The following is a 23,509-nucleotide window of genomic DNA, read 5'->3' on the forward strand; positions in this document are numbered from 1 at the left end:
CTTTCTTTTGCCTACTTTTCTTTGCCGCTGCAAAGAAAAGTAGGTGCCGCCCCGCACAGGGGCGACGCTTGCAGACCGACAAGAAAACCAGTTCAACGCCACCCCAAGCCAAGATCCCTATAATCAAAGCGAGAAAGCAACCGCCAACCACAGCCGAGGAAACCCATGTACATCGCCATGAACCGCTTCAAAGTCGCGCTGGGATCGGAACCGGCCTTTGAAGAAGTCTGGAAGAACCGCGAAACGCACCTGAAGACGGTCCCGGGCTTCATAGAATTCCACCTGCTGAAGGGTCCAACGCGCGAAGACCACACGCTGTACGCGAGCCACACGATCTGGGCGAACCATGGCGCGTTTGAAGACTGGACACGTTCGGACGCCTTCCGCGCAGCGCACCGGAATGCGGGCAACGCGAGCGAGAGTCGGCCGCTCTACCTGAGCCACCCGGAATTCGAGGGTTTCGAAGTCGTCCAGACGGTGAAATAAGCGCGCGCGACACAACCATGCGCAACCACGCGCAACCACGCCGGACCACGTGCGCCCGCACACACGCCGCACGCGCCCCAAAAAAATCGGCTAAAAACTTCACACCCACCCGGCCAAACTTACACAAAGCGGGGCACCACCACCCCGCCGACCAGTCAAGATCCCCGCGCCCACGCGCATCCCCGGCCTCATCCCCCTTGGCCCGGACCTTGCTTCCTCTTCTCTTCGGTTGAACGACCGACCGATCGACCGCCCTCCGCCCACCAGGCAAGCGTCAGCGCCGCCCCTCCACGAGAGCCCATGAAGAAGACCGCCACTGCCATCGCCGAGGGCCAACCGTTTCCGCTCGGCGCGACCTGGACCGGACGCGGCGTCAACTTCGCGCTCTTTTCGGCGCACGCGACCAAGGTCGAACTCTGCCTCTTCGACGCGACGGGCCTGCGCGAAATCGAGCGCATCGTGCTGCCCGAATACACCGACGAGGTCTGGCACGTCTTCGTCCCGGACCTGCAACCGGGGGCGATCTACGGCTACCGCGTGCACGGTCCCTACGAACCGCAGGCCGGCCATCGCTTCAATCCGAACAAGCTGCTGCTCGATCCCTACGCGAAGGCGCACGTGGGCGCGCTCAAATGGGATCCATCCGTGTTCGGCTACACGCTCGACCATCCCGACGCCGACCTGTCCTTCGACACGCGTGACAGCGCCCGCTACGTGCCGCGCTGCCGCGTCGTCGATCAGACCTTCAGCTGGCATCACCCGCTGCGCGAGCGCGTGCCGCGCGAACGCGCGATCGTCTACGAAACGCACGTGCGCGGCTACACGATGCGCCATCCCGACGTGCCCGAGGACGAGCGCGGCACCTTCGCGGGCCTCGCGCATCCGAAGGTGCTCGAATACATCCGCGAACTCGGCGTGACGTCGGTCGAACTGATGCCGATCCAGACCTTCGTGAACGACTCGCATCTGCTCGAACGCGGCCTCACGAACTACTGGGGCTACAACACGATCGGCTTCTTCGCGCCCGATCCGCGCTATTCGGTCGGCGCGCAAGGTTCGATCGACGAGTTCAAGAACATGGTGGACCGTCTTCACCAGTCGGGGCTCGAAGTGCTGCTCGACGTGGTCTACAACCACACTGCCGAAGGCAGCGAGCTCGGGCCCACGCTGTCGTTTCGCGGCATCGACAACGCCTCGTACTATCGTCTGCTGCCCGACAATCCGCGCTATCACATCAACGACACGGGCACCGGCAACACGCTCAATCTCTCGCATCCGCGCGTCCTGCAGATGGTCACGGACAGCCTGCGTTACTGGGTGCTCGAAATGGGCGTCGACGGCTTCCGCTTCGACCTCGCGACCATCCTCGGACGCGAACCCGAAGGCTTCGACGAAGGCGGCGGCTTTCTCGACAGTTGCCGCCAGGACCCGATTCTCGCCAGCGTCAAATTGATCGCCGAGCCGTGGGACTGCGGTCCCGGCGGCTATCAGGTGGGCGGCTTCCCGCCCGGCTGGGCCGAGTGGAACGACCGCTTTCGCGACACCGTGCGCGCCTGGTGGAAAGGCGACGAAGGCAAGGCCGCCGACCTCGCCACGCGCCTCGCCGCCTCCGCCGACAAGTTCAACCGGCGCGGCCGCCGTCCGTGGTCGAGCGTCAACTTCGTGACCGCGCACGACGGCTTCACGCTGCACGATCTCGTCTCGTACAACGATCGCCACAACGAGGCCAACGGCGAAGAAAACCGCGACGGCCACGGCGACAATCTCTCGTGGAATTGCGGCGCCGAAGGCCCGACCGACGACGCCGAGATCCGCGCGCTGCGCGAGCGCCAGAAACGCAATTTCCTCGCCACGCTGCTGCTCTCGCAAGGCACGCCGATGCTGCTGGCCGGCGACGAATTCGGGCGCACGCAGCAGGGCAACAACAACGCCTACTGCCAGGACAACGCGATCAGTTGGGTCGACTGGGACGGCATCGGCGACGAAGGCCGCGCGCTCACCGACTTCGTGCGCAAGCTCACCACGCTGCGCCGCGCGCTGCCGGTCCTGCGCCGCAATCGCTTTCTCAGCGGCGAGCACAACGAGGCGCTCGGCGTCACCGACGTCGAATGGCTCTCGCCCGCGGGCGTGCCGCTCACGGACGAGCAATGGGGCGATGCGCAGATGCGCTGCTTCGGCATGCTGATCGACGGCCGTTCGCAGACCAGCGGCATCATGCGGCTCGCCTCCGACGCCACGCTCCTCATCGTGCTCAACGCCTATCACGACGTGGTCGATTTCACGCTGCCCTCGGTGCCCGGCAACGACCAGTGGAGCTGCCTCATCGACACCAACATGCCCGTGCGCGACGAATTGCCCGAATTCGAGGCCGGCGACGTCTATCAGGTCACGGGCCGCTCGCTGCTGCTGTTCGCGCTGCATGCACGCGGCGCGACCAAACGCGTGTTCGAGCGGCTCGAAGAGGACCTGACCGCATGAGCGTGAATCCGTCCACCAATCCGTCGAACAAACCGCCAGACAATCCGCCCACCGATTGCGCGCGCGAGCCGATCCACCTGCCCGGCAGCATCCAGCCCCACGGCTATCTGGCGAGTCTCGACGACGCGGGCCGCATCGTGCAGCTCAGCGCCAATTGCGGCGCGCTCGCGGGCACCACGGCCGACGCGCTGGTCGGCGCGCCGCTCGCGCGGCTCGTCGGCGAACCGGCGGCGCAAGCCGCGCGCGAAGCGCTGGCCGCGCCGGGCTCGGACGGCGCGCCGCAACTCGTCGGCACCATCGACGATCCACGCGGCGGCGAACGCGCGCCGCTCGCCGTGGTCGCGCATCGCTACGACGGCGTCGCCATCGTCGAACTCGAACCGGCGCTCGGCAACGGCGACGTGTTCTCCTCGCTCTACCCGCTCGTGCGCACCTTCCTGCACGCGCTGCAAGCGAGCCCGGGCGTCGAGGAACTCGCGCGCCTCGCCGCCGGCGAAGTCAAGCGCATCACCGGCTACGGACGCACGCTGGTATACGGTTTCGACGAAGCGGGCAACGGCCACGTGATCGCCGAAGCGCTGGACCCCGGCTACGCCTCGTATCTCGATCAGCGCTTTCCGGCCGCCGACATTCCGGCCCAGGCGCGCGCGCTCTATGTGCAGAACCGCATCCGTCTGATCGCCGACGCCGACTACGCGAGCGTGCCGCTCGTGCCGCCGCTGCATCCGGCCACGGGCCGACCGACCGATCTCACGTGGTCGTCGCTGCGCAGCGTTTCGCCCGTGCACGTGCAGTACATGAAGAACATGGGCACCGGTTCGTCGATGTCGATGTCGATCGTCGTGCGCGGCAAACTCTGGGGCCTGATTTCCTGCCATCACGCCAGCGCGCGCCTGCCCGCCTTCGAAGTGCGCGCCGCCTGCGAGCACATCGCGCAGATGCTCTCGCTGCAGATCGAGGCGCGCGAGGACGGCGCTCAGGCCGAGTACGGACTCGCGCTGCGCCGCCGTCTCTCGCGCCTGCTCGCGAGCATGGCCAACAGCGAGCACTTCGTGAGCGCGCTCGCGGCCGAGCCGCACGAACTGCTCGCGCTCACGGGCGCGAGCGGCGCGGCCATCGTGTTCGACGGACGCATCGTCACGGTGGGCGTCACGCCCGACAAAACACAGATCGAGCAGATCCTCAACTGGCTCGACAATCAGCATGGCGACGTCTACGCGAGCGAACAACTCGCGCAGGAGACAGGCACCGCGTTTCATCACGACGCGGCGGGCATGCTCGCCGTGTCGATCTCGCGGCTCTTTCGCAATTACGTGATCTGGTTCCGTCCCGAGGTCGTGCGCGCGCTCAAGTGGGCCGGCGATCCGCGCACGAAGCTCGCGCCGTCCGGCACGGCAACGACGCCCGCGCAGGCGCTCTCGCCGCGCGCGAGCTTCGACGTCTGGACCGAGATCGTGCGCGAACGCTCGCTGCCATGGCGCGCCGCCGAAATCGAAATCGCCCGTGAATTCCGCGCCGCGCTGCTCGACATCGTGCTGCGCCGCGCCGAAGAACTCGCGCAGCTCGCGCTCGAACTGGGCCGCGCGAACGAGGAACTCGAAGGCTTCTCGTACACGGTCTCGCACGATCTGCGCGCGCCGCTGCGCCATATCGCCGGATTCGCCGATCTGCTCGCGCAAACCGAAGCCGACGCGCTCTCCACGCGCGGACGCCATTTCGTCGAGCGCATCGCGGCGTCGGCGCGTTTCGGCGGCAAGCTCGTCGACGATCTGCTCGCGTTCTCGCACATGGGGCGCGCCGCGCTGCACAAGCAAGCCGTCGATCTGAACCGGCTCGTCAAGGAACTGATCGCCGATCAGCAGCGCGAACATCCCGCGCGCGCAATCGACTGGCGCGTCGCCACGCTCTGCACGCTCACGGCCGATCCCGTGCTGCTGCACGTCGTGCTGCGCAATCTGATCGACAACGCCGTGAAGTTCACGAGCACGCGCACGGAAGACGACGCGCCCGCGCTGATCGAAATCGGCTGCGCGCCGGGCGAAGGCGATCTCGCCGATTACGACATCGTGTTCGTGCGCGACAACGGCGTGGGCTTCGACGCGCGCTATGTCGACAAGCTGTTCGGCGTGTTCCAGCGCCTGCATCGCGTCGAGGAATTCGAGGGCACGGGCATCGGACTTGCTAGTGTCAAACGGATCGTCGAACGCCACGGCGGCCGTGCGTGGGCGACGAGCGAACTGAACGTGGGCACCATGGTGTCGTTCGCGATCCCGCGCGTGGCGCTCGCGCCATCCGCACAGGCGGCGCACTCCGCGCAATCCGCACGAAGCGTTGCGCAAGAGGGTGTGAAAAGCGCCGCGAAAAATGGAGAATCGGCGGCGGCGGCCGTCGCGCGGCTCGCGTCGGTCACGCCGGGCGCGCAACCGTTTCGCAACGTGCGCAAGCCGGACTAGCCGCGCTCACCGATCAACCTGCAACCCTGCCCTACCCAACGCGCCTAGAGGCGCCGGAGAAAGAGGATACCGTCGTGCTAAGACCCATTCTGCTCGTGGAAGACAATCCGAACGATATCGAGCTCACCCTGATCGCGCTTGAAAAAGCGCGCCTTGCGAACCCGGTGGTTGCGCTGCGCGATGGCGCGGAAGCGCTCGACTACCTGCGCCGCGAAGGTCAGTGGGCCGATCGCCTCGACGAAAACCCCGCCGTCATTCTGCTCGACAAGAAATTGCCGAAGCTCGACGGTCACGAAGTGCTGAAGGTCGTGCGCGAGAACGCGCATCTGCGGCGCATTCCGGTGGTCATGCTGACCTCGTCGCGCGAAGAAAAAGATCTGCTGCGCAGCTACGATCTGGGCGTCAACGCCTACGTGGTGAAGCCCGTGGAGTTCGACGACTTCATGGATGCGATCAACGACCTCGGCGTCTTCTGGGCCGTGCTCAACGAGCCGCCGCCTTATTCGCGCTGATCGTCGCGCTGAATTGCGCATTGACGTGCGCGCCGGTCCTCACAGATCGGAATGCTTCTTCGCGTTGCCCTTCGCTTTCTCGACCGGATAGCGCGTTTCGTTCACGCGCACCTTGTCGGCGGCCGCCTTCACGAGATCGAACCCCGCCGTGTGCGCGGTCAGCAGCAAGTAGATGAAGACGTCCGCGCATTCCTGTTCGAGATGGGCGCGCGCGGCGGGATCGGCTAGCATGGCGGCGATCTGCGCATCGTCTTTCCATTGGATGGTTTCGAGCAACTCGCCCGCTTCGATGCTGGTCGACACGATCAGATTGCGCAGCGTATGAAACTGCTGCCAGTCGCGCGCCTCGCGAAACGCGAGCACCTGCTTGATGAGCGCGTCGAGCGGCGTGGAAGTGGAATCGTTCATGTCGGTGGCGTCAGGGAGCAATGCGGTGCGGCGATTTTACCGCTGCATTCAGCGCTTTCACCGATACCGCGGCATCGTCACCACGAACGTCGCGCCCTTGCCCACACCGTCGCTATGCGCGCGAATCGAGCCGCCATGCAGGCGCACGATGCTGCGTGCGAGCCATAGTCCGAGCCCGAGTCCGGACACGCGTCCGCTGCCGGCCGCCTGATAGAAGCGTTCGAAAATGCGTTCGAGCACGTCGGCGCCGATGCCGCGCCCCGTGTCGCGCACGCAAAGCTCGGCGTGCTCGCCGTGCACGCGCACGCTCACCGTAATCTCGCCCGCCTCGGTGAACTTCAGCGCATTCGACACGAGATTCCAGATGACCTGGCGCACGCGTTTTTCATCGGCCATCACGACGCAGGAATCGAGGTCGTCGGCGACGAGGCGCACGCCTTTTTCCTCGATGCGCATGCGCATGTCCTCGGCGATATTGCCCGCGAGCGCGCCCAGATCGACGGGCGCGAGTTCGATCGACAGCTTGCCGGTGGCGATCGCGCCGCTGTCGAGCAGGTCGTCGACCATCAGCGCGAGCTGACGCGCATTGCGTTCGATGACCGTACCCGCGCGCGCCATGTGCGTGACGTCGGCCGAGCGTTGCAGCAGCGTCGCCCACGACTGGATCGCGCCCAGCGGCGAGCGCAGTTCGTGGCTCACGGCCGCCACGAAATGATCCATCGCGCGCGTGGCCTCTTCGCTGCGCTCGCGCGCGGCGCGCTCGGTCACGGCGGCGGCCTGATGTTCAAGCTCGGACTCCTTGCGCATCGAAATATCGAGCGCGAGCCCGATGATCGACACCGCCGCGGGCGGCGCGTTCTCCTGCTCGCTGTACTCGATGGTTTCGCTGCCGCGCGGACGCGTGGCGCGCAACAGAATCCAGCGTCGCTGCCGGTTCGGCCAGGTCACGCGGAAATCGACTTCCACGGGCGTATCGGTATGGCGCGCGGCGTCGAACGCGCTGCGCACGCGCTCGCGATGTTCCTCGTCGATCAGTTCCTCGAACAGCCGCCGTTCGGTGATGGTTGCCACACCCGGCAGACCCAGCAGCGTCTTGAACTGCTCGTTGCAGGTGAATACGCCCGTGCGCGTCTGCAGTTCCCACGCGCCCACGCTCGCGAATGCCAGCGCGTGCTGAAGCTGTTCCTGCTGCATGCGCAACTGCTCGTTGGCTTCGTCCACCAGCACCTGTCGCAGGCGCGCCTGCGAGCGCAGCTTGGCGCGCTCGCGCTGCTCGCGCGCCTCCTCTTCCATGCGTTCGGTGATGTCGTGCACGCAAAGCCCGTAGAGCGCCTCGCCGCGCGCGGTGCGCATGAGCGTCGCGCGCACCTGCCAGTAGCGCGGCACGAGCGCGCCGTTGCCGCCGAGCGCGAGGTCGTAGCGGATCGGCGGCGCAAGACGGCTTTCGCCTGGCGCGCCGTCGGCGAGCAGGCTCTTGAGCCACTGGCGGCGCGCCTCGCGCTGTGCCGTGGACCCCGCCTGGTTGATCGTGTAGATCGAGCGGCCGACGATAGCTTCGCGCTCGCACGCGACGAGCGCCAGATAGGCGCGGTTGGCCGCGACGACGGTGGCCTCGGCGTCGAGGATCAGCCAGGCGTCGGGCAGCGCCTCGAAGATGTCGGCGACGTCGAGCAGCGCGCCGGTCTCCGGCGCGGCGGACGCTGTCATTGAATCGGCCACTGAATCAGCCATCGACCCGGCCATCGGCCCCGCAGCGGACTCGCGCATGATGCGTCGACGCCCGGCAGCGCTCAGGCCGCGACCACGCGCGCGGCGGGCGCGACGGTGTCCAGCGACGATGGCGGCAGCAGCGCGATGAGCCGGTCGAAAGCGGCGCGCGCACCCGCGCAGGCGCGGTCGACCGCGACGGGCGTATGCACTTCGCGCCGCATGGCCGCCACGAAGGCGTGCCAGCGCGGACCGGGCGCGTTGCCGTCGCCGCTCAGATAGTCGAGCGGATGCGGCGCGAAGGCCGGCGCGTGCTTGCGCAGCAGCACCGCGCCGCCCAGTTGCGAGCCTTCGATCACGTAACACGCGCCCCAGCGCCACGCGGCGTCGGCGGCGAGCGCGGCGGATACCGCCGATACGACGGGCGGCACGGCGCGCACGCCGGATTGCGCGTGAAGGCGGGCTTCGGCGAGTTCGTCGGTCGTGTCCTGCGGACGCAGCGCCGGATGTGCGAGGTCGCGCTCGATCAGCGTCAGACGCGCGATTTGCGGCAGGCTCGCGGCGTCCTGCGGGCCGTCGGCGAAACGCTGCAGCCACGCTTCGAGTGGCGCGAGCCAGTCGCGCAGCACTTCGAGGTGCAGACGGTAATGGGCGAGCGAGGGCGCGCCCACGGCGAGCGGCATCGCCCGCTCGACGGCCTCGTGGCGCGCGGCGGTTGCGAGGCGCAGAGCGCCGAGGACATCGACGAACGAGGATTCGGTGGCGGATCGGATAGCGGTCACGGTCGGGTCCTGATAAGCGAGACAAGCAAAACAAGCACAACAACGGCCAAGCATGATGACATTCGGGCGATGATCGCCGGCGGCATCGGTCTGCATTGGGGTCTGCATCATACCGGCGCGACGCGGCCTTGCGTGTCTGGCGCGCCCCAATTATCGCGCTGCCGGCACGATCGTGCGTGGACGCACGCAAGCGCGTCAGCAGATCGTCGGTGGGGAGATGCGCAGGTTTTGTGCCCGGGCGGGCGCAGCGTGAAGGCGTGTGAAAGACAGGCGACAGGGGAACATGCGCGAAGAGCGTCGCGCGACGCGACTCGAAACGACGAAAGCGGAAACTACGAAAGCGACACCACCGGCGAGCGTCCGGCTTCGCCGCCCGCTTCCGCCACCGGCGCGCCGCCGAGCCGCCAGGTATTGCGCCCGGCGCGCTTGGCCTCGTACATCGCCGTATCGGCGATCGCGAGCAGATCGGCGGCCGCCACGCTCGCATCGTGGATCGCCACGCCCACGCTCGCGCTGGCCTCCACCCGCATGCCGCCCGTCACGAACGGCCGGGCGAGCGCGCCGCAGATCGCCTGCGCGATGCGCCCGGCGTCGCGCGCGTCGGCCACGCCGCGGCTCACCACCACGAATTCATCGCCGCCGAGACGGCTCACGAAATCGCCCGCGCGCACAGTCGCGCCCAGCCGCTGCGCGGCCTCGCGCAACAGCGCGTCGCCGGCATCGTGGCCGTAACGATCGTTGATGCCCTTCAGGCCGTCGAGATCGACGAAAAACACCGCGAAGCAGCACGTTCCCGCGTGCATGGCCGCCAGTTCCTCATCGAGCGCGCGACGGTTCGCGAGCCCCGTGAGCGCATCGACCAGCGCGCGCTCGCGCAGATGCTGCTCGGTGCGGCGCTGCTCCGTCACGTCGTGCGACATCACGTAAAAACCCGTCACCACGCCGTCGCGCTTCGCCGGAATATAGGTCGTGCACCAGACGCGTTCCTCGTCCTCGCGATACCGCACCTCGCTGCACGTCACGCGTTCGCCCGCGAGCGCACGCGAGAAGTATGGCTGCAACTGCGCGAGCACGTCGGGCCGCAGCGTTTGCGCCACGTTCGCCCCCACCTCGCCCGGCGCGCGCGGCCCGAGCACGCGCTTGAACGTCTCGTTGTAGAAGCGATAACGCAGTTCGCGGTCCACCACGGCGATCAGCACGGGCAGATTGTCGGTGATGGTCTGCAGCGCGTCGCGGCTGCGGCGCAGTTCGGCGGTGCGTTCGCGCACGCGTTCCTCGAGTTCCGCGTGATAGTTGCGCAGCGCTTCCTCGCTGCGCTTGCGGCTGTCGATGTCCTGCACGGCGGCGATGAAATGCGCGGGCACGCCCGCCGCGTCGCGCAGCAGCGTGACGGCGAGATTCACCCAGATCGCCGTGCCGTCGGGACGCACGTAACGCTTTTCGGTCGTATAGGTCGACTGCTTGCCCGCGAGCAATTCGGACGCGAGCGCCACGTCGGCGGCCACGTCGGCGGGATGCGTGACGTCGGCGAAGGTGAGCTTGCGCAGCGATGCCTCGTCGTAGCCCGTGATCTCCGAAAAGGTCTGGTTGACGTCGAGAAAGCGGCCGTCGAGCGCGACCAGCGCGTTGCCGATCGGCGTTTCCCGGAACACGGTCGTGAAGCGCGCCTCGCTGATCGCGAGCGAGCGGCGGTCGCGTTCGTGCGCCGTGCGCGAGCGGATCAGCTTGCGACGCACTTCGAGTTCGCGCTCGACGAGTTGCGCGTAGTCGGCGAGCGTTTCCACGTCCGCGATCTCGAACGCGCGCGGCGCGGTATCGATCAGACAGAGCGTGCCGACCACCTGACCGTCGGCGAGACGCAGCGGCGCGCCCGCATAGAAACGGATATGCGGCGCGCCCAGCACGAGCGGATTGTCGAGAAAGCGTTCGTCGTCGAGCGCGTCCTCGACCACGAGCGGGCGCTTGCTCAACACCGCGTGCGCGCAGAACGACATGCTGCGCGGCGTTTCGCAGGCGGCGATGCCGTAATGCGACTTGAACCACTGACGGTCTTCGTCGACGAGCGAGACCAGCACGATCGGCACGCGAAACGCCCGCGCGGCGAGGCGCGCGATGCGGTCGAACGCCTCCTCCGGTTCGGAGTCGAGGATATCGAGCCGTTGCAGCGCGCGCAGGCGGACGTCCTCGTCGAGCGGAAGCGGAGCAGTAATCATGTCGGTGTCTCGCAGTGGCGAGCGCGGCACGCGCGACGCCTCGGTCGGTTCTCGATACACGTTAACGGCAAGCGCGCGCCAAACCTGACCCCGGCGCGCGGCGGCGTGCGACGTCTCGCTTTCCGCTATTTTCCCCGGTAAATACTGAATAAAAAGCGCACGCCCGTGCGCCCGGATAGCACGACGCCATGCCGCCATGCCGCCATGCCGCGCGCATGCGGGTATATCCGCATCAAGCGCGGCGCGCGACATGGCTGCGCTTCGCGGCGCTCGGCAATTTATCTCCATTGATACGGATACCTGATTAATTACCTGATTCACGATGATCGCACCCCCGAAAAAAATATCGTAAGACGACTTCAGCAACGTGCGGCGCCGCCGTAAAAATGGCCAAGCTTCATGTTCGCGCAATCATCATGAGATCACTGACTCAGGCTGCAAAATTGACTTCGCCACCTTCGTGGGCCAGCGCCGCGCGCCTCGCGGGCAGCCGCACATCGGCGGCCCGTGCGAGCGCCTCGCCGCGCGCACGCCGTGCCGCTGCATGGCGCGGTCATGGCATCGGCGCCGCCACCAATTTCGCCACGCGTCGACTGCTTGCGCGCCAGCGCACCTGCCGCGCTTGAGGATCATCGAGACGAACGCCTATGGATCACACCATGAAGCCCGCGTCCCGAGCGCCTCAGGCGCGCGATGCCTGGCCGCTGCGTAGCGCGAGCGCTGCATTGCGCCGCTCGATCCGCACGCGCACGAAGCTGCACATCGGCATTTTCATCGTGCTGTTCACCGCGCAAACGCTGTTGCTCACGAGTCAGTTGCTCGCCGTGAACCATGCGCTCGAACATGCCGAACCCACAGAACCGGAACCGGCCGCACACGCGTTCAAGGATCGTTACGCGGATCGCAACGGCGATGAACTCGGCGAACGCAACGAACGCCCCGCGCACGCGCTCGACAACGTGCGGGCCGTGCCCGCGCGCCTCGTGCTGATCGACCGCCAGGGCCTGCGCGAAACGGACTTGCGCAACCTGCGCGACGACAGCCTGAAAACGGCCGGCGACGAACGTGCGCTCGGCGTTCACGATGCGGCTCGCCACGCGCGCCAGCTCGTCAAGCGCACGCTCGAAGCCGCGCTCGCGATCGCCTGTCTCACGCTGCTGCTCGGCGTCGCGCTGTTCCGCCATGTCGAGCGCACGATGCTGCAGCCCTTGCTCACGATCACCGATTCGCTCGTGCGGCTCGCTCGCGGCGAAGAGATTCACACGCTGCCCGACCTCGAACGCACCGACGAAATCGGCGCGATGGCCAAGGCCTTCGACGCGCTCTGCGCGCGGTCGCGCGAACTGAAAGACGCACACGAAGCCACGCGCGCCGCCGAGGCGCACGCCCAGGCGCTCGCGCGCCACGATCCGCTCACCGGCTTGCCCAACCGTCGCCTGCTCGCGGCGGAGATGGGCGCCGCGTTCGAACAGGCGCGCCGTCGCGGCAGCGGCTATCTGGTGATCGTGATCGACCTCGACCGCTTCAAGCCCGTAAACGACCTGTACGGCCACGCGGCCGGCGACGCCGTGCTCTGCGAAATCGCCGCGCGGCTGCGCCGCAACGTGCGCGAGCGCGACACCGTCGCGCGTCTTGGCGGCGACGAATTCGCCGTGCTCGCCCTCGCCCCGCACGACGAACAGGCCGATGTCGCGCGCGAACTCGCGCAACGTCTGCTGGCCGCCGTGCGCGCGCCCATCGACGTGGACGGCGTGCGTCTGAACGTGGACGCGAGCATCGGCATCGCGTGCTGCCCGCGCGACGGCGAAGATGCCGACGACCTGCTGCGCGCCGCCGACATCGCCATGTACCGCGCCAAATGCGAAGGCAAAGGCACGTACCGTTTCTTCGAGCAAAAGATGGACGACGAACTGCGCGAGCAGGCCACGCTCGAATCGGACGTACGCCGCGCGCTCGCGGGCGGCGAGATCCGTCCGTACTATCAGCCGCTCGTGCGTCTCGCCGACGGCCAGACCGCCGGCTTCGAAATCCTCGCGCGCTGGCATCACGCCGAACGCGGCTGGGTGCCGCCCGATCTGTTCGTCCCCTTGATCGAGCAGATGGGCATCGCGCCCGTGTTCATGGCGGCGATCCTGCGCCGCGCCTGCCGCGACGCGCTGCGCTGGCCCGAGCGCTATCGCCTCGCTTTCAACATCTCGCCCGCGCAGTTCAAGGACGAACAACTGGTGTCGCTGCTGCTGCCGATTCTCGCCGACGAAGGCTTTCCGCCCGAGCGTCTGGAGATCGAGATCACCGAGTCGGCGCTGATGTGCGACTTCGATATCGCGCGCGCCGTGCTCGCGCAATTTCGCGGCGCGGGGCTGAGCATGTCGCTCGACGACTTCGGCACCGGTTATTCGAGCCTGCAGCATCTGCACGAACTGCATTTCGACAAGCTCAAAATCGACCGCTCGTTCGTGCTCTCGATGGCGACGTGCAGCGAAAGCGCGAAGATCGTCGACGCCATCGTCGCGCTGGCCTCGAATCTCGGCATGGCCACCGTGGCTGAGGGCGTCGAAACCCAGGAACTCGCTCGCATGCTGCGTCTGAAGGGCTGCGAGTACGCACAGGGCTATTACTTCGGCAAGGCAATGGCCGCGCGGGACATCGACGCGCTGCTCAACGTGGACCGCGCCAACGCGCTCGCGCAAGACGCCGCGTAGACGTTGCGCAGGCGTCGCGCGCGGCCGTCGGGTCCGTTTCAACACTCAAGGAAGCAAGGGAAACATCATGTTTGTCGCAATCGGCTGGATCGTGGTCCTCGGATCGGTGATCGGGAGCTTCGTCGGCGTGGGCGGCCATTTGCCCGCGCTCGTGCAACCGTTCGAACTCCTGTGTATTTTCGGCGCGGCGATGGGTGCGTTCGTGGTGAGCAACCCCAAGTCCACGCTCGGCAAGACCATCAAGGCGCTGCCCACCTGTTTCAAGGGCGGCGGCTATACCAAGGCGCAGTATCTCGAACTGATCGCCCTGCTCTACGAACTGCTGCAAAAGGCCCGCAAGGAAGGGATGATGGCGCTCGAAGCGGATATCGAAGCGCCCGAGAACAGCCCGATTTTCCAGAAGTACGCGCGCGTGCTGGCCGATCATCATCTGCTCGATTTCATCGTCGACTATCTGCGCATGATGTCGGGCGGCAACGTGAACCCGATGGAAATGCAGGACCTGATGGACGAGGAACTCGACACGCACCACGCCGAAGTCTCGGTCGCGCCCAACGCGATCCAGAAGATGGCGGACGGCCTGCCCGCCTTCGGCATCGTGGCCGCCGTGATGGGCGTCGTGCACACGATGGGTTCGGTCGGCCAGCCGCCCGCCGTGCTCGGCGAGATGATCGCGGGCGCGCTCGTGGGTACCTTCCTCGGCATTCTGCTGGCCTACGGTTTCGTGGGCCCGATCGCCGATCTGCTCAACGCCAAGGGCCGCGCCGCCACCAAGCCGTTTCAGTGCGTGAAGGCCGTGCTGCTCGCCTCGCTCGCGGGCTATGCGCCGCCGGTGGCCGTGGAATTCGGCCGCAAGGTGCTGTTCACCGCCGACCGTCCGAGCTTCAAGGAACTCGACGAAACCGTGCGCGCCACCAAGACGCCGAAGCCCGCGTAAGCGCGGCGCACAGAGACACCGCAACACCGGGGAGAACACGACATGTCGCAAAGACAGCGCGCCGCGCAAGACAGCGAGAGCAGCAAACCCGCGCCCGTGATACGCCGCGTGAAGAAAGGCGGCGCCCACGACGCGCATCACGGCGGCGCGTGGAAGATCGCCTATGCCGACTTCGTGACGGCGATGATGGCCTTCTTCCTGCTGATGTGGCTGCTCGGCTCCACTTCGCAGTACGACCGCGACGGCATCGAAAAGTACTTCAACACGCCGCTGTCGAGCATGCTCGGCGGCAAGCCGAATTCGGCCAATCCGAGCCCGAGCGTCATCAACGGCGGCGGCCACGATTTGTCGAACAAGCTGCCCGCCGTGGGCGGCGCGAAAGCCCAGCCGCCACAGACGCGCGCGGTGCCGGTGGCGCTCGCGCCCGCCGACGCCGCCGACAAGGCGCGTCTTCAGCAACTGAAGGCGAAACTCTCGGCACTGATCGAGCAAAAGCCCGCGCTGAGCGCATTCAAAGACCAGATCCGCGTGACGATCACCGACGAAGGTCTGCGCATCGAACTCGTCGATTCGCTCAAGCGCCCGATGTTCGCCACCGGCAGCGCGAAGCTCGAAGACTACGCGTACGCGATCCTCGTCGAGATCGGCAGCGCGCTCAACGACACGGCAAGCGGCGTGTCGATCGCGGGCCATACCGATTCGGTCCCGTATTCGGGCGGCCTCGCGGGCTACTCGAACTGGGAGTTGTCGAGCGAACGCGCGAACGCGGCGCGGCGCGCGCTGGTGGCCGGTCATCTGGCCGAGGACCGTCTGCTGCAGGTGCGCGGACTCGCCGACGTGCTGCCGCTCGACAAAGGCAGCACGGACAGTCCGCTGAACCGCCGCATCAGCATCCTCGTGATGAATCAGGCCGCCGAGCGCGCGTTCTTCGAAGATGCGCACCGCTACAACGTGGCGGGGCAAAAAGCGGGGACGGCGTCGTAGCGGGCGAGCGCGGTGTGAGTGTGAGCGCGCGCGGCGGGCGCGGACTTTGCGCTGCGAAAGCGTCCACTTCGATGGGAGCGACACCATGACTGCAACCGATCCGCGTAATCCGCAACCCGACGATCCGCGCCACCCCGCGCCCGCCCAGCACAACGACAACGCGCACAGCAAGATGCCCGAGCGCGACGACCGCGACCGCAAGCAGTCGCCCGCCGATCGCCCCGGCAAGCATCCGGGCGAAGGCGAGCCGTCGGTGAGTTGAACGAGGTGCTCAATCCTGCCCTGAAGCGAGCGCGGCGCTGAGAAAACCGCGCAATCCGCGGCACGGGCATTGCTCTAGTGAAGGTACGACGGCCGGCGGCGTCACGCAGCATCGCGAACGCGCCGGCCGAACTCAACGTAGTCCTTCACAGGAGGCGATCATGCCCACCTTCACCCCCAGCAATATGCCCACGAGCCAAGGCAGCCAGGGCGCGCGCATCGTCGGCAAGGGCAGCGAAACGGCCGCCGGTCCCGGCCCCGACATCATGGCCGCGAGCACGCTCGACAGCAATCGCGTACTCAGTTCGGATGGCGAAGAAATCGGCAAGATCAAGGAGATCATGCTCGACGTGCAAGGCGGACGCGTCGCCTATGCAGTGCTTTCAAGCGGTGGTTTTCTCGGTATCGGCGACAAGCTGCTCGCCATTCCGTGGGGCGCGCTCACGCTCGATACGAGCCGCAAGTGTTTCCTGCTCAATGTGTCGTCCGAACGCGTGCGTAACGCGCCGGGCTTCGACAAGGATCACTGGCCCGCGATGGCCGACGCCAAGTGGGGCAGCACCGTGCACGCCTATTACGGCAGCGAGCCGTACTGGGAAGGCGTCGAACCCGTGGTGCCGCCGCGCGACGACATCGGGCATCACTGATCGCGTCTGATGACGTAGTGCATTCGGTTCGTTCACGCGCGGGCGCTGTTTTTCGATGCGCTCGTGCGTGATGTTGCTGTTTGATTGCGTGAGTTAGTTTGCTGCGTTCGCGTCTGAAACTGACGCAATCGGTATGACAGGCGTCAGTGCCCCGTCGAGCGCCCACGTCGACACATCACGACGCGCGGGACAAGCGATCACGTTGATCGCGCGCTTGTTCTCCAGTCTGTTTTCCACTTCGCTCGCCGCCTCGCCGGAACCCGGCGGCGCCGCAAGCCAGCCGCGCTGTTCGAGCGCGCGCACGCGCTGCCGGAACGCGATCTGCAAGGCATCCGATTTCACCGACACCTCGCTCTGCCAGCCATCCGGCACGCACTCGGGACGCACGCGCCGCAACACCGCGTGATCCTCGTTGAAAATACGCAGATTGCGCGCGCGAAACCGCGCGTCGAGCAACGGCGTCTTCAGAAACGTGCGCCCCATCATCCAGTACGTGCGCGTATGCAGCGCATCCACCGGCACATGCGCCGACACGATATAGATTCGCCAGCCGTTCCCCAGCTGCAGTTCGAGCGTCGCGCACGGCCCGCTCAGATGAAAACCCGTTTGCGTGACGACTTCCACGTGCTCGCCGGTCGCTTGACGGCGCAGCAAGCCGCGCCGCACGGGCCGCTGCATCACGAGCTTCGCGTGGCCGCTCCACGCATCGGGCGCGCTCACTTCGAACGCGTCGATCTCGGGCCGATCCGGCGCGCCGAACGAGGTGCCGTGCACGAACGGCGCGTGCGCGAAATCGAGGCCGTTCTCGACGATGCGCTCCCAGTTCGCGTCCCAGTCGAAGGTGCCGTGAATCACGCGCACGTTGGCGTCGTCGGCCCAGGCGAGCGGCGGCAGCGGCGGGCGTTCGGCTTCGGGCAGATCGCCGAGAAAGGCCCAGATCCAGCCGTGACGCTCGACGACCGGATAACCGTCGACACGCGCCCGCGCCGGAATGCGCGCCTGCGGCTGCGCCGGAATATGCGTGCAGACGCCGTCGCCGCCATAACGCCAGCCGTGATACGGGCATTGCACCTCGCCGTTCACGCGCTGGCCCGCCGCGAGCGACGCGCCGCGATGCACGCAGATATCGGAGAGCAGACGCGCCCGGCCTTCGGTGTCGCGAAACGCAACGAAGCGATGGCCGAGCAGCGTGACCGGCAGCAACGCGTCGCGCAGATCGGTCGACGCAGCCACGACGTACCAAAGATTTTTCAGCATGGGATCGGCAATTTTTTCAGCGTGAAAACGGGATCGATGTTGCGTTGCGGACGCGCCGCCGAAAAAAGGGCCAGCGCGTCACAGCGGCAGTCTAACCGCTGCGACGATTGCATGCCGCGTGCCACGCAGCCGGTGCGTTCATGCCGCCGGACTTCGCCGAATTACGTCGGCCAGCGCACGGAACGCCGCGTATGAAAGCGCGACCCTGCGCATGCAGCATCCACACTCGCGCGACATCCCCACAATTCAATCGACGGCGCGCGCTGTGTGCAAAGCGCAACAGCTTCGCGCGCGGACCTTTTCAGGTACCGGAGTTGCGGCGCAACATGCAGTCAAGAAGCCGGGGCGGCGCGGCACCCGGCATGAATGCCCGAACTGACCGGACAAACCGGTTTTGCTCGGCGCTTCGTCGAGAGGGGCTCGCCCCTAGACTGGCCTTGCATTCAAACCAACAATGGGGAATGGCAATGGGCGTGACCAACTGGATCCTGGTGCTCGAATGTGCCTATATGGAATTTTCGAGCTGGCGCGGCAAGAACATCTATCGCCGCACGGTGGACTACGATCGCGTGGTGTGGTGTTGAGCGCGCCGCACGCGGCGCTTTAGCTGCGCCACGTTCGACACGCTCGACACATTCACGCTTCGCTCGCCGGATGAAACCCCAGGTAGTGCTGGGGCACCGGCAACGCTGCGGGCGGCGCGCTCAGCGCGTCGACGCAAGCGAGCGCATCGCGCGTGGCCTGGCGGTTCGATATCAGCGTCCATGAGACGCCGGTTGCGAATGCGTCGGCCGCTTGAAGCGTGTTCTGCGCCGCGTTTTGCATCGACGCATTCGCGGCGTCGAGCGCGGCGGCAATCGCCGCATCCATCGCTTCGCTGCCCGGCTTGACGATCACGAAACCCTCGTTGCCGAGCGCCGCCATGCGCACGCCGAGTTCGTCGCAGAGTGCGCGCTTGGCCGGCACGTCGGCCACATCCGAATGGCGGCGCAGCGCGATATCGGCCTGCACCGTCTCATCGACATAACGTCCCCCGATTTCGAATACCGGATAGCGCGACTCCCACGCTGGCGGCGGACAGCCCTTCGCGGACGGTGCGAACGGCACGAACGGATTCACTTCGGCGGGATAGATGCGGCACACGCGCGGCCGGTGATCGTAAGCGCCGCAGCGCAGATCGGGCAGCAGGTTCGGACACGGACCGTCGAAAGCGGCCACCACCATCGGCACGATACGCACGGGCAGCGTGCCGCTCATCGCCGCGAACGAGCGCGCGCGTTTGTACGCGGCATAGCCGTCGTCGGCGGGCGGTTCGTCGAGCCACGGCAGCGCTTCGCAGAAGAGCTGCACGTCGCCGCCGTCGCGCAACCAGACGCGCGCCTCGGCCAGACTCAGAGGAATGCGCAGATCGTGGCAACAGTGGCCACACATCGTGCAGGAAAAGTGGGTAGACATCGTGATTGACTGCGGGGACCGGCGCGGCCCGCGCAACGAGAAACGTCGCGCGAGCCCGCACCCAGGCAGCCCATCCTAGCGCGTGCGCCTTACGAAAGGCTGTAAGCGCGTCACGGCGGTTGCTATGTCGATGTCGATCCGGATCGCCTCAAGCGGCGAGCGGCGCCTTCACCGATGCCTCCAGACGTTCGAGCAGACGCGCGCGCAACGCGCGGTCCACGCCCTGCTCGCGGCGCTGCGCGCGCGGTTGCGTCACGGCGTAAACGTGACTCGTCGCGCGCGTGGCCGCGCCCTTCGCCGGTTCCAGCAGCACGACGCGGTCGGCGAGATACAGCGCCTCGTCGAGATCGTGCGTGACCACGAGCGCCGCCATGTCGTGCGCCTGCACGAGCGTCAGCAACAGGTCTTGCAGACGCATGCGCGTCATCGCGTCGACAGCGCTGAACGGTTCGTCGAGCAGCAGCAGACGCGGCTGCGTGTAGAGGCCGCGCGCGATCGCCACACGCTGCGCCATGCCGCCCGAGAGATGCTTGGGCCAGCGCGCGCCGTCATCGGCGTGCAGGCCCACTTCTTCGAGCAGCGCCGCCGCGCGGGCCGCCGCCGCGCCGCGAGCCCGATCCGGAAAGCAGACGTTGTCCGCCACGCGCAGCCACGGCAGCAGGCGCGGCTCCTGGAAGATCACGCCCGCGAGCGGCGACGGTGCGCGCAACGCCTCGCCATTGAGCGAGACCGCGCCCGTGTAATCGCGATCGAGCCCCGCCGCGATGCGCAGCAGCGTGCTCTTGCCGCAACCGCTCGGGCCGAGCAGCGCGACCACCTCGCCGGGCGCGAGCGTGAGTCGCAGCGCGTCGAGAATCGGCCGCGCGCCATAACGTTTGTTGCGGATGTCGAGATCGAGCAAAGCCGGGGCGTTCATGCGCGCGCTCCTTCGTGGACGGTGTCGCGCCACGCGAGCACGCGGGTTTCAAGCAGACGCATCGCGCTGTCCGTGAGCTTGCCGAACAGGCCGAGCAGCAGAATCGCGCCGAACACGATGTCGGGACGGCCGGTTTCGCGGCCGTCGCTGAGCAGATAGCCGAGGCCGCGCGTGGCTGCGATCAGTTCGGCGGCGACCACGAACATCCACGCCACCGCGAGCCCCGTGCGCAGGCCCGTGAAGATCTGCGGCAGCGCGGCGGGCAGCAGGATGCGCGTGAACAGACGCCACGGCGGCAGCCGGTAGACCGCGCCGAGTTCGACGAGTTTGCGGTCGACGTTGCGGATGCCGGACACCACGCTCAGATGCACGGGAAAGAATGCGCCGATCGCGACGAGCGTGATCTTCGGCGCTTCGTCGATGCCCATCCACAGCAGCAGCACGGGCACCCACGCGAGCGACGGAATCGCGCGCAGCGCCTGAAAACTCGGGTCGAGCAGCGCGTCGAGCCGACGGCTCAGGCCCATCGCCGCACCCACTGCGATGGCGAGCGCCGCGCCGCAGCCGAAACCGACCGCCACGCGCGCCGTGCTCGCGGCGATGTGCAGCGCGAGCCGCGAGCCGCCCAGTTGCCAGAGCGCCTGAGCGATTTCGCTGGGCGCGGGCACGAGGTTGTCGGGCAGCACGCCGCCGCGCACAAGCGCCTCGATCAGCGCGAGAAACGCGAACGGCAGCAGCACGCCCGCGATGCGCCAGCGACGCGGCGCAGCGGCCGTTTCGCTTGCCTGCGCAGACGGTGCTTGCGCAGACGCGTCGTCAAGCAAGCCGTCCTGCCGCTCGCGCGTCGCGGGCAAGCTGGATACAGCAGACGCAGCGGCAGGCCGCGAAAGCGCGGGCGCGCTCAACTCGTCGATGGCCATCGCGGCGATCCCCTTCTATTGCGCCGACTGACGCTGCGCCGACGCCAGCGCCGACTCCGACGCGTGCGTATCGATCAGCGACTCGATCACCTGATTCAGGTTCGTGCCCGGTTTCACGAGGTTTTCCTGCGTGAGAATCGGCGCGGCGGCTTCGAGCGCCTCGATCTGCTTCGCGCCCGGCTGCGGCTGGCTGAAATCGTTGCGGCTCAGTTGCAGCTTCGCGACCGCGAGCGACACCTTGGAATCGTCCGCGATGATCTGCGCCGCTTCGTCCGGATGCTCGCCGATCCACACGCGCGCCCGTTCATACACCTTGAGCACGCGCGCCACAGTGTCCGGATACTGCTTGAGGAAATCGTCGCGCACGTTCAAAAACCCCCACGTATTGAAGTCGACGTTGCGATACAGCAGGCGCGCGCCGTTGTCGATCTGCGCGGCGGCCATGTGCGGATCGAGCCCCGCCCACGCGTCGACCTGACCGTTCACGAGCGCGGTGCGGCCATCGGGATGCTGGAGATTGACGATCTCCACGTCGTCGCGCGTGAGGCCCGCCGTGTGCAGCGCACGCAGCGTGAAGAGATAGGGATCGGTGCCTTTGGTCGCGGCGATCTTCTTGCCCTTCAAATCGGCGAGCGTCTTGATCGGCGAGTCCTTGCGCACGACCAGCGCGGTCCATTCGGGGCGCGAGAAGATATAGACGGTCCTGATCGGATTGCCGTTGGCCTTCGCGAGCACGGCTGCAAGACCGGCGGTCGAGCCGATATCGACCGCCCCGCTATTCAGGTATTCGAGCGCGCGATTGCTGCCGAGGCTCAGCACCCAGCGCACCTGTGTGTGATCGGGCGCGAGCGCCTGTTCGAGCCAGCCGTTGCGCTTGATGACGAGACTTTCGGGCGAGTAATACGCGTAATCGAGCTTGAGTTCGGCGGGCGCGGCGCTCGCGGCCTGTGCGGGCGTGGCCGTGGCGGCGAACAGCGCCAGCGGCGCGAACGCCGCGACGGCGCGCAGCGTCGTCGTCAAACGGCGCCAGAGCGGTTTGTGCCCGCTTTGGGATTCGCGCGTGGTCGGCTTCGAATCGGTGAAGATGGTGGTCGTGTGGTCTCGCATCGGCTTTCCCCTGTTTGTCTGGCTGCATGGGGAGGCACGTGGTGTGCCTCCCGAATTCGCCAAGCATAAGAAGCGCGGACGCTAGAACGAACCAACAATCGCTCAGATCGTAAGCAGCGAAAGGAATATCCGCGCGGCCGGGAAGACCGCGGGAAGAGTCGTCGAAAAAATCGCGGAAAACCCGCGCGCTCAGTCCACCGGAATCCACGCCGCCGTGGCCGCGTCGCTCACGCGGAACGCCGGGAATTTGACGCCCAGTTCGGCAATCGTGTGGATGTCGTTTTTCACGAGGTCGTCGCGCGTGACGAGCGTCGGCTTCACGACGATGTGATGCGCGAGCGGCTGCCCCGCCACGTCGAGCGCCGCCGCGCGCACCGACACCGCGCCCACCACGGCGGGATTGGTCGCCGCCGTCGCCACCCAGGCGCTGCCCGGCGCGCGGATCGCCTCGATGTCGGCGGTCGAAATATCGGCGCTGTAGATGCGCAGCTTGCTCGCGACGTTCGCTTCGTCGGCGGCGAGGCTCGCGCCGCGCGCGAACTCGTCGTACGGCGCGATCACCACGCGAATGTCCGGATGCGCACGATAAGCCGCCGCCGCCTGATTCGCCACCGACTGCGCGATCGGATTGTCGACCGTACCCCAGCGCGCCTGCTCGTGCACGCCCGGATGCGCCTGCTTGAACGCCTGCCACACGGCGTCGCGGCGATCGAGCGGCGCGAATCCCGCCACGTAGACATAGCCCGCCGAGAACGCGTTGCCGTTGTCCTTCACGGCCTGACCGAGCAGCAGCGTCGCGAGATCGTGATCGCTCTGCTCGATCTGCGGAATCTTCGGATTGGCGAGATCGACGTCGAACGCCACGACCTTGATGCCCTTGTCGAGCGCCTGCTGCACCACGTCCTTGAGCGACTCCGGCAAGCCATGATTGACGATGATCGCCGACACGCCCAGATTGATCGCCTGCTGGATCTGGTCGCGCTGCTGCGCCGCGTCCTGACGCCCTTCGTAAATGCGCAGATCGATGCCGAGCGCCTTCGCCTGCTTCTGCGCGCCCGCCTCGTAAGCCTGGAAGAAGTCGCCTTCCGAGAGATAGTTGACGAGCGCGATCTTCACGCCGCCTTTGTCGAACGGCGGCGGCGCGCCCTTGAGCGTGGCGGCGTCGGCGGATGCGGCGCCGAACAGCGCGGCGGCGCTCAACGCGATGGCGCCGATGGCGAAGCGCGCGGTACGGGACATCGACTTGTTCATATTGCTCCTCTTGTTTTTCAGGTTTTTTCTATG

Annotated in this window: 19 protein-coding genes; 9 read left to right on the top strand and 10 right to left on the bottom strand. The window is 66.9% G+C overall.

Going from position 1 to position 23,509, the window contains the following annotated elements; genetic code table 11:
- Positions 1–165 precede the first annotated feature (165 nt).
- The 4 genes from SB764_RS02025 (at position 166) to SB764_RS02040 (ending at position 5,929) form a co-directional block, all read left to right on the top strand.
- A complete protein-coding gene (locus tag SB764_RS02025) occupies positions 166–486 on the top strand; it encodes an antibiotic biosynthesis monooxygenase (protein ID WP_321870136.1) in 321 nt (106 codons plus the stop codon).
- A 300-nt stretch (positions 487–786) separates the two neighbouring features.
- Positions 787–2,964 (top strand): glycogen debranching protein GlgX, encoded by a 2,178-nt coding sequence (glgX, locus tag SB764_RS02030; protein WP_410862485.1) that lies wholly within the window; start codon positions 787–789, stop codon positions 2,962–2,964.
- A complete protein-coding gene (locus tag SB764_RS02035) occupies positions 2,961–5,417 on the top strand; it encodes an ATP-binding protein (RefSeq protein ID WP_410862487.1) in 2,457 nt (818 codons plus the stop codon). The genes glgX and SB764_RS02035 overlap by 4 nt, the downstream gene beginning before the upstream one ends.
- A 74-nt stretch (positions 5,418–5,491) precedes the next feature.
- Positions 5,492–5,929 carry a response regulator gene (locus SB764_RS02040; protein WP_065063961.1) on the top strand — a complete coding sequence of 146 codons (438 nt, stop codon included), beginning with the start codon at positions 5,492–5,494 and terminating at the stop codon, positions 5,927–5,929.
- Between the two features lie 39 nt (positions 5,930–5,968).
- Here the strand turns inward: SB764_RS02040 and SB764_RS02045 are convergent, their stop codons facing one another.
- The 4 genes from SB764_RS02045 to SB764_RS02060 all read right to left on the bottom strand — a co-directional run bounded on the left by SB764_RS02045 (position 5,969) and on the right by SB764_RS02060 (position 11,039).
- Entirely contained in the window at positions 5,969–6,337 is a 369-nt protein-coding gene (locus tag SB764_RS02045; protein WP_065063959.1) for a nucleotide pyrophosphohydrolase, read from the bottom strand.
- Positions 6,338–6,394: 57 nt separating this feature from the next.
- Entirely contained in the window at positions 6,395–8,044 is a 1,650-nt protein-coding gene (locus tag SB764_RS02050) for an ATP-binding protein (protein WP_183716224.1), read from the bottom strand.
- A gap of 83 nt (positions 8,045–8,127) precedes the next feature.
- The gene (locus SB764_RS02055) at positions 8,128–8,826 is read right to left on the bottom strand and encodes a biliverdin-producing heme oxygenase (RefSeq protein WP_231957716.1); all 699 of its coding nucleotides are present in this window, start codon (positions 8,824–8,826) and stop codon (positions 8,128–8,130) included.
- Between the two features lie 332 nt (positions 8,827–9,158).
- On the bottom strand, positions 9,159–11,039 hold the full coding sequence (locus SB764_RS02060; protein WP_181440965.1) for a diguanylate cyclase domain-containing protein: 1,881 nt from the start codon (positions 11,037–11,039) through the stop codon (positions 9,159–9,161).
- Between the two features lie 659 nt (positions 11,040–11,698).
- Here SB764_RS02060 and SB764_RS02065 point away from each other — a divergent pair.
- From SB764_RS02065 to SB764_RS02085, 5 genes are all read left to right on the top strand, one after another.
- A complete protein-coding gene (locus SB764_RS02065) occupies positions 11,699–13,741 on the top strand; it encodes a putative bifunctional diguanylate cyclase/phosphodiesterase (RefSeq protein WP_410862490.1) in 2,043 nt (680 codons plus the stop codon).
- 67 nt (positions 13,742–13,808) lie between these two features.
- A complete protein-coding gene (gene motA, locus SB764_RS02070) occupies positions 13,809–14,678 on the top strand; it encodes a flagellar motor stator protein MotA (protein ID WP_074983204.1) in 870 nt (289 codons plus the stop codon).
- Between the two features lie 42 nt (positions 14,679–14,720).
- Entirely contained in the window at positions 14,721–15,662 is a 942-nt protein-coding gene (motB, locus tag SB764_RS02075) for a flagellar motor protein MotB (RefSeq protein WP_065063947.1), read from the top strand.
- 85 nt (positions 15,663–15,747) lie between these two features.
- Positions 15,748–15,924, top strand: a complete 177-nt coding sequence (locus tag SB764_RS02080; protein ID WP_181440967.1) for a hypothetical protein — start codon at positions 15,748–15,750, stop codon at positions 15,922–15,924.
- Between the two features lie 160 nt (positions 15,925–16,084).
- A complete protein-coding gene (locus tag SB764_RS02085) occupies positions 16,085–16,570 on the top strand; it encodes a PRC-barrel domain-containing protein (protein ID WP_231957715.1) in 486 nt (161 codons plus the stop codon).
- 93 nt (positions 16,571–16,663) lie between these two features.
- Here SB764_RS02085 and SB764_RS02090 read toward each other — a convergent pair whose 3' ends face one another.
- From SB764_RS02090 to SB764_RS02115, 6 genes are all read right to left on the bottom strand, one after another.
- On the bottom strand, positions 16,664–17,827 hold the full coding sequence (locus SB764_RS02090) for an aromatic ring-hydroxylating oxygenase subunit alpha (protein ID WP_176081395.1): 1,164 nt from the start codon (positions 17,825–17,827) through the stop codon (positions 16,664–16,666).
- Positions 17,828–18,463: 636 nt separating this feature from the next.
- Positions 18,464–19,282, bottom strand: a complete 819-nt coding sequence (locus SB764_RS02095) for a YkgJ family cysteine cluster protein (RefSeq protein WP_410862493.1) — start codon at positions 19,280–19,282, stop codon at positions 18,464–18,466.
- A gap of 148 nt (positions 19,283–19,430) precedes the next feature.
- Complete coding sequence (locus tag SB764_RS02100) at positions 19,431–20,198, bottom strand: ABC transporter ATP-binding protein (protein ID WP_322007743.1); 768 nt, start codon at positions 20,196–20,198, stop codon at positions 19,431–19,433.
- On the bottom strand, positions 20,195–21,118 hold the full coding sequence (locus SB764_RS02105) for an ABC transporter permease (protein WP_110327085.1): 924 nt from the start codon (positions 21,116–21,118) through the stop codon (positions 20,195–20,197). The genes SB764_RS02100 and SB764_RS02105 overlap by 4 nt, the downstream gene beginning before the upstream one ends.
- Positions 21,119–21,133: 15 nt before the next feature.
- Entirely contained in the window at positions 21,134–22,225 is a 1,092-nt protein-coding gene (locus tag SB764_RS02110) for an aliphatic sulfonate ABC transporter substrate-binding protein (protein ID WP_410862495.1), read from the bottom strand.
- 189 nt (positions 22,226–22,414) lie between these two features.
- Positions 22,415–23,476, bottom strand: a complete 1,062-nt coding sequence (locus tag SB764_RS02115) for a substrate-binding domain-containing protein (protein WP_065063936.1) — start codon at positions 23,474–23,476, stop codon at positions 22,415–22,417.
- Positions 23,477–23,509 lie beyond the last annotated feature (33 nt).

Source organism: Paraburkholderia sp. SIMBA_027 (genome assembly GCF_046535315.1).
Classification (GTDB): Bacteria; Pseudomonadota; Gammaproteobacteria; order Burkholderiales; family Burkholderiaceae; genus Paraburkholderia; species Paraburkholderia tropica.

Excerpts from the sequence above, each read along its gene's own strand:
- SB764_RS02035 (WP_410862487.1), top strand. The coding sequence starts at position 2,961 with ATGAGCGTGAATCCGTCCACCAATCCGTCGAACAAACCGCCAGACAAT.
- SB764_RS02085 (WP_231957715.1), top strand. The coding sequence starts at position 16,085 with ATGCCCACCTTCACCCCCAGCAATATGCCCACGAGCCAAGGCAGCCAG.
- motA (WP_074983204.1), top strand. The coding sequence starts at position 13,809 with ATGTTTGTCGCAATCGGCTGGATCGTGGTCCTCGGATCGGTGATCGGG.
- SB764_RS02065 (WP_410862490.1), top strand. The coding sequence starts at position 11,699 with ATGAAGCCCGCGTCCCGAGCGCCTCAGGCGCGCGATGCCTGGCCGCTG.
- motB (WP_065063947.1), top strand. The coding sequence starts at position 14,721 with ATGTCGCAAAGACAGCGCGCCGCGCAAGACAGCGAGAGCAGCAAACCC.
- SB764_RS02105 (WP_110327085.1), bottom strand. The coding sequence starts at position 21,118 with ATGGCCATCGACGAGTTGAGCGCGCCCGCGCTTTCGCGGCCTGCCGCT.
- SB764_RS02025 (WP_321870136.1), top strand. The coding sequence starts at position 166 with ATGTACATCGCCATGAACCGCTTCAAAGTCGCGCTGGGATCGGAACCG.
- glgX (WP_410862485.1), top strand. The coding sequence starts at position 787 with ATGAAGAAGACCGCCACTGCCATCGCCGAGGGCCAACCGTTTCCGCTC.
- SB764_RS02080 (WP_181440967.1), top strand. The coding sequence starts at position 15,748 with ATGACTGCAACCGATCCGCGTAATCCGCAACCCGACGATCCGCGCCAC.
- SB764_RS02050 (WP_183716224.1), bottom strand. The coding sequence starts at position 8,044 with ATGACAGCGTCCGCCGCGCCGGAGACCGGCGCGCTGCTCGACGTCGCC.
- SB764_RS02045 (WP_065063959.1), bottom strand. The coding sequence starts at position 6,337 with ATGAACGATTCCACTTCCACGCCGCTCGACGCGCTCATCAAGCAGGTG.
- SB764_RS02100 (WP_322007743.1), bottom strand. The coding sequence starts at position 20,198 with ATGAACGCCCCGGCTTTGCTCGATCTCGACATCCGCAACAAACGTTAT.
- SB764_RS02110 (WP_410862495.1), bottom strand. The coding sequence starts at position 22,225 with ATGCGAGACCACACGACCACCATCTTCACCGATTCGAAGCCGACCACG.
- SB764_RS02095 (WP_410862493.1), bottom strand. The coding sequence starts at position 19,282 with ATGTCTACCCACTTTTCCTGCACGATGTGTGGCCACTGTTGCCACGAT.
- SB764_RS02115 (WP_065063936.1), bottom strand. The coding sequence starts at position 23,476 with ATGAACAAGTCGATGTCCCGTACCGCGCGCTTCGCCATCGGCGCCATC.
- SB764_RS02090 (WP_176081395.1), bottom strand. The coding sequence starts at position 17,827 with ATGCTGAAAAATCTTTGGTACGTCGTGGCTGCGTCGACCGATCTGCGC.
- SB764_RS02060 (WP_181440965.1), bottom strand. The coding sequence starts at position 11,039 with ATGATTACTGCTCCGCTTCCGCTCGACGAGGACGTCCGCCTGCGCGCG.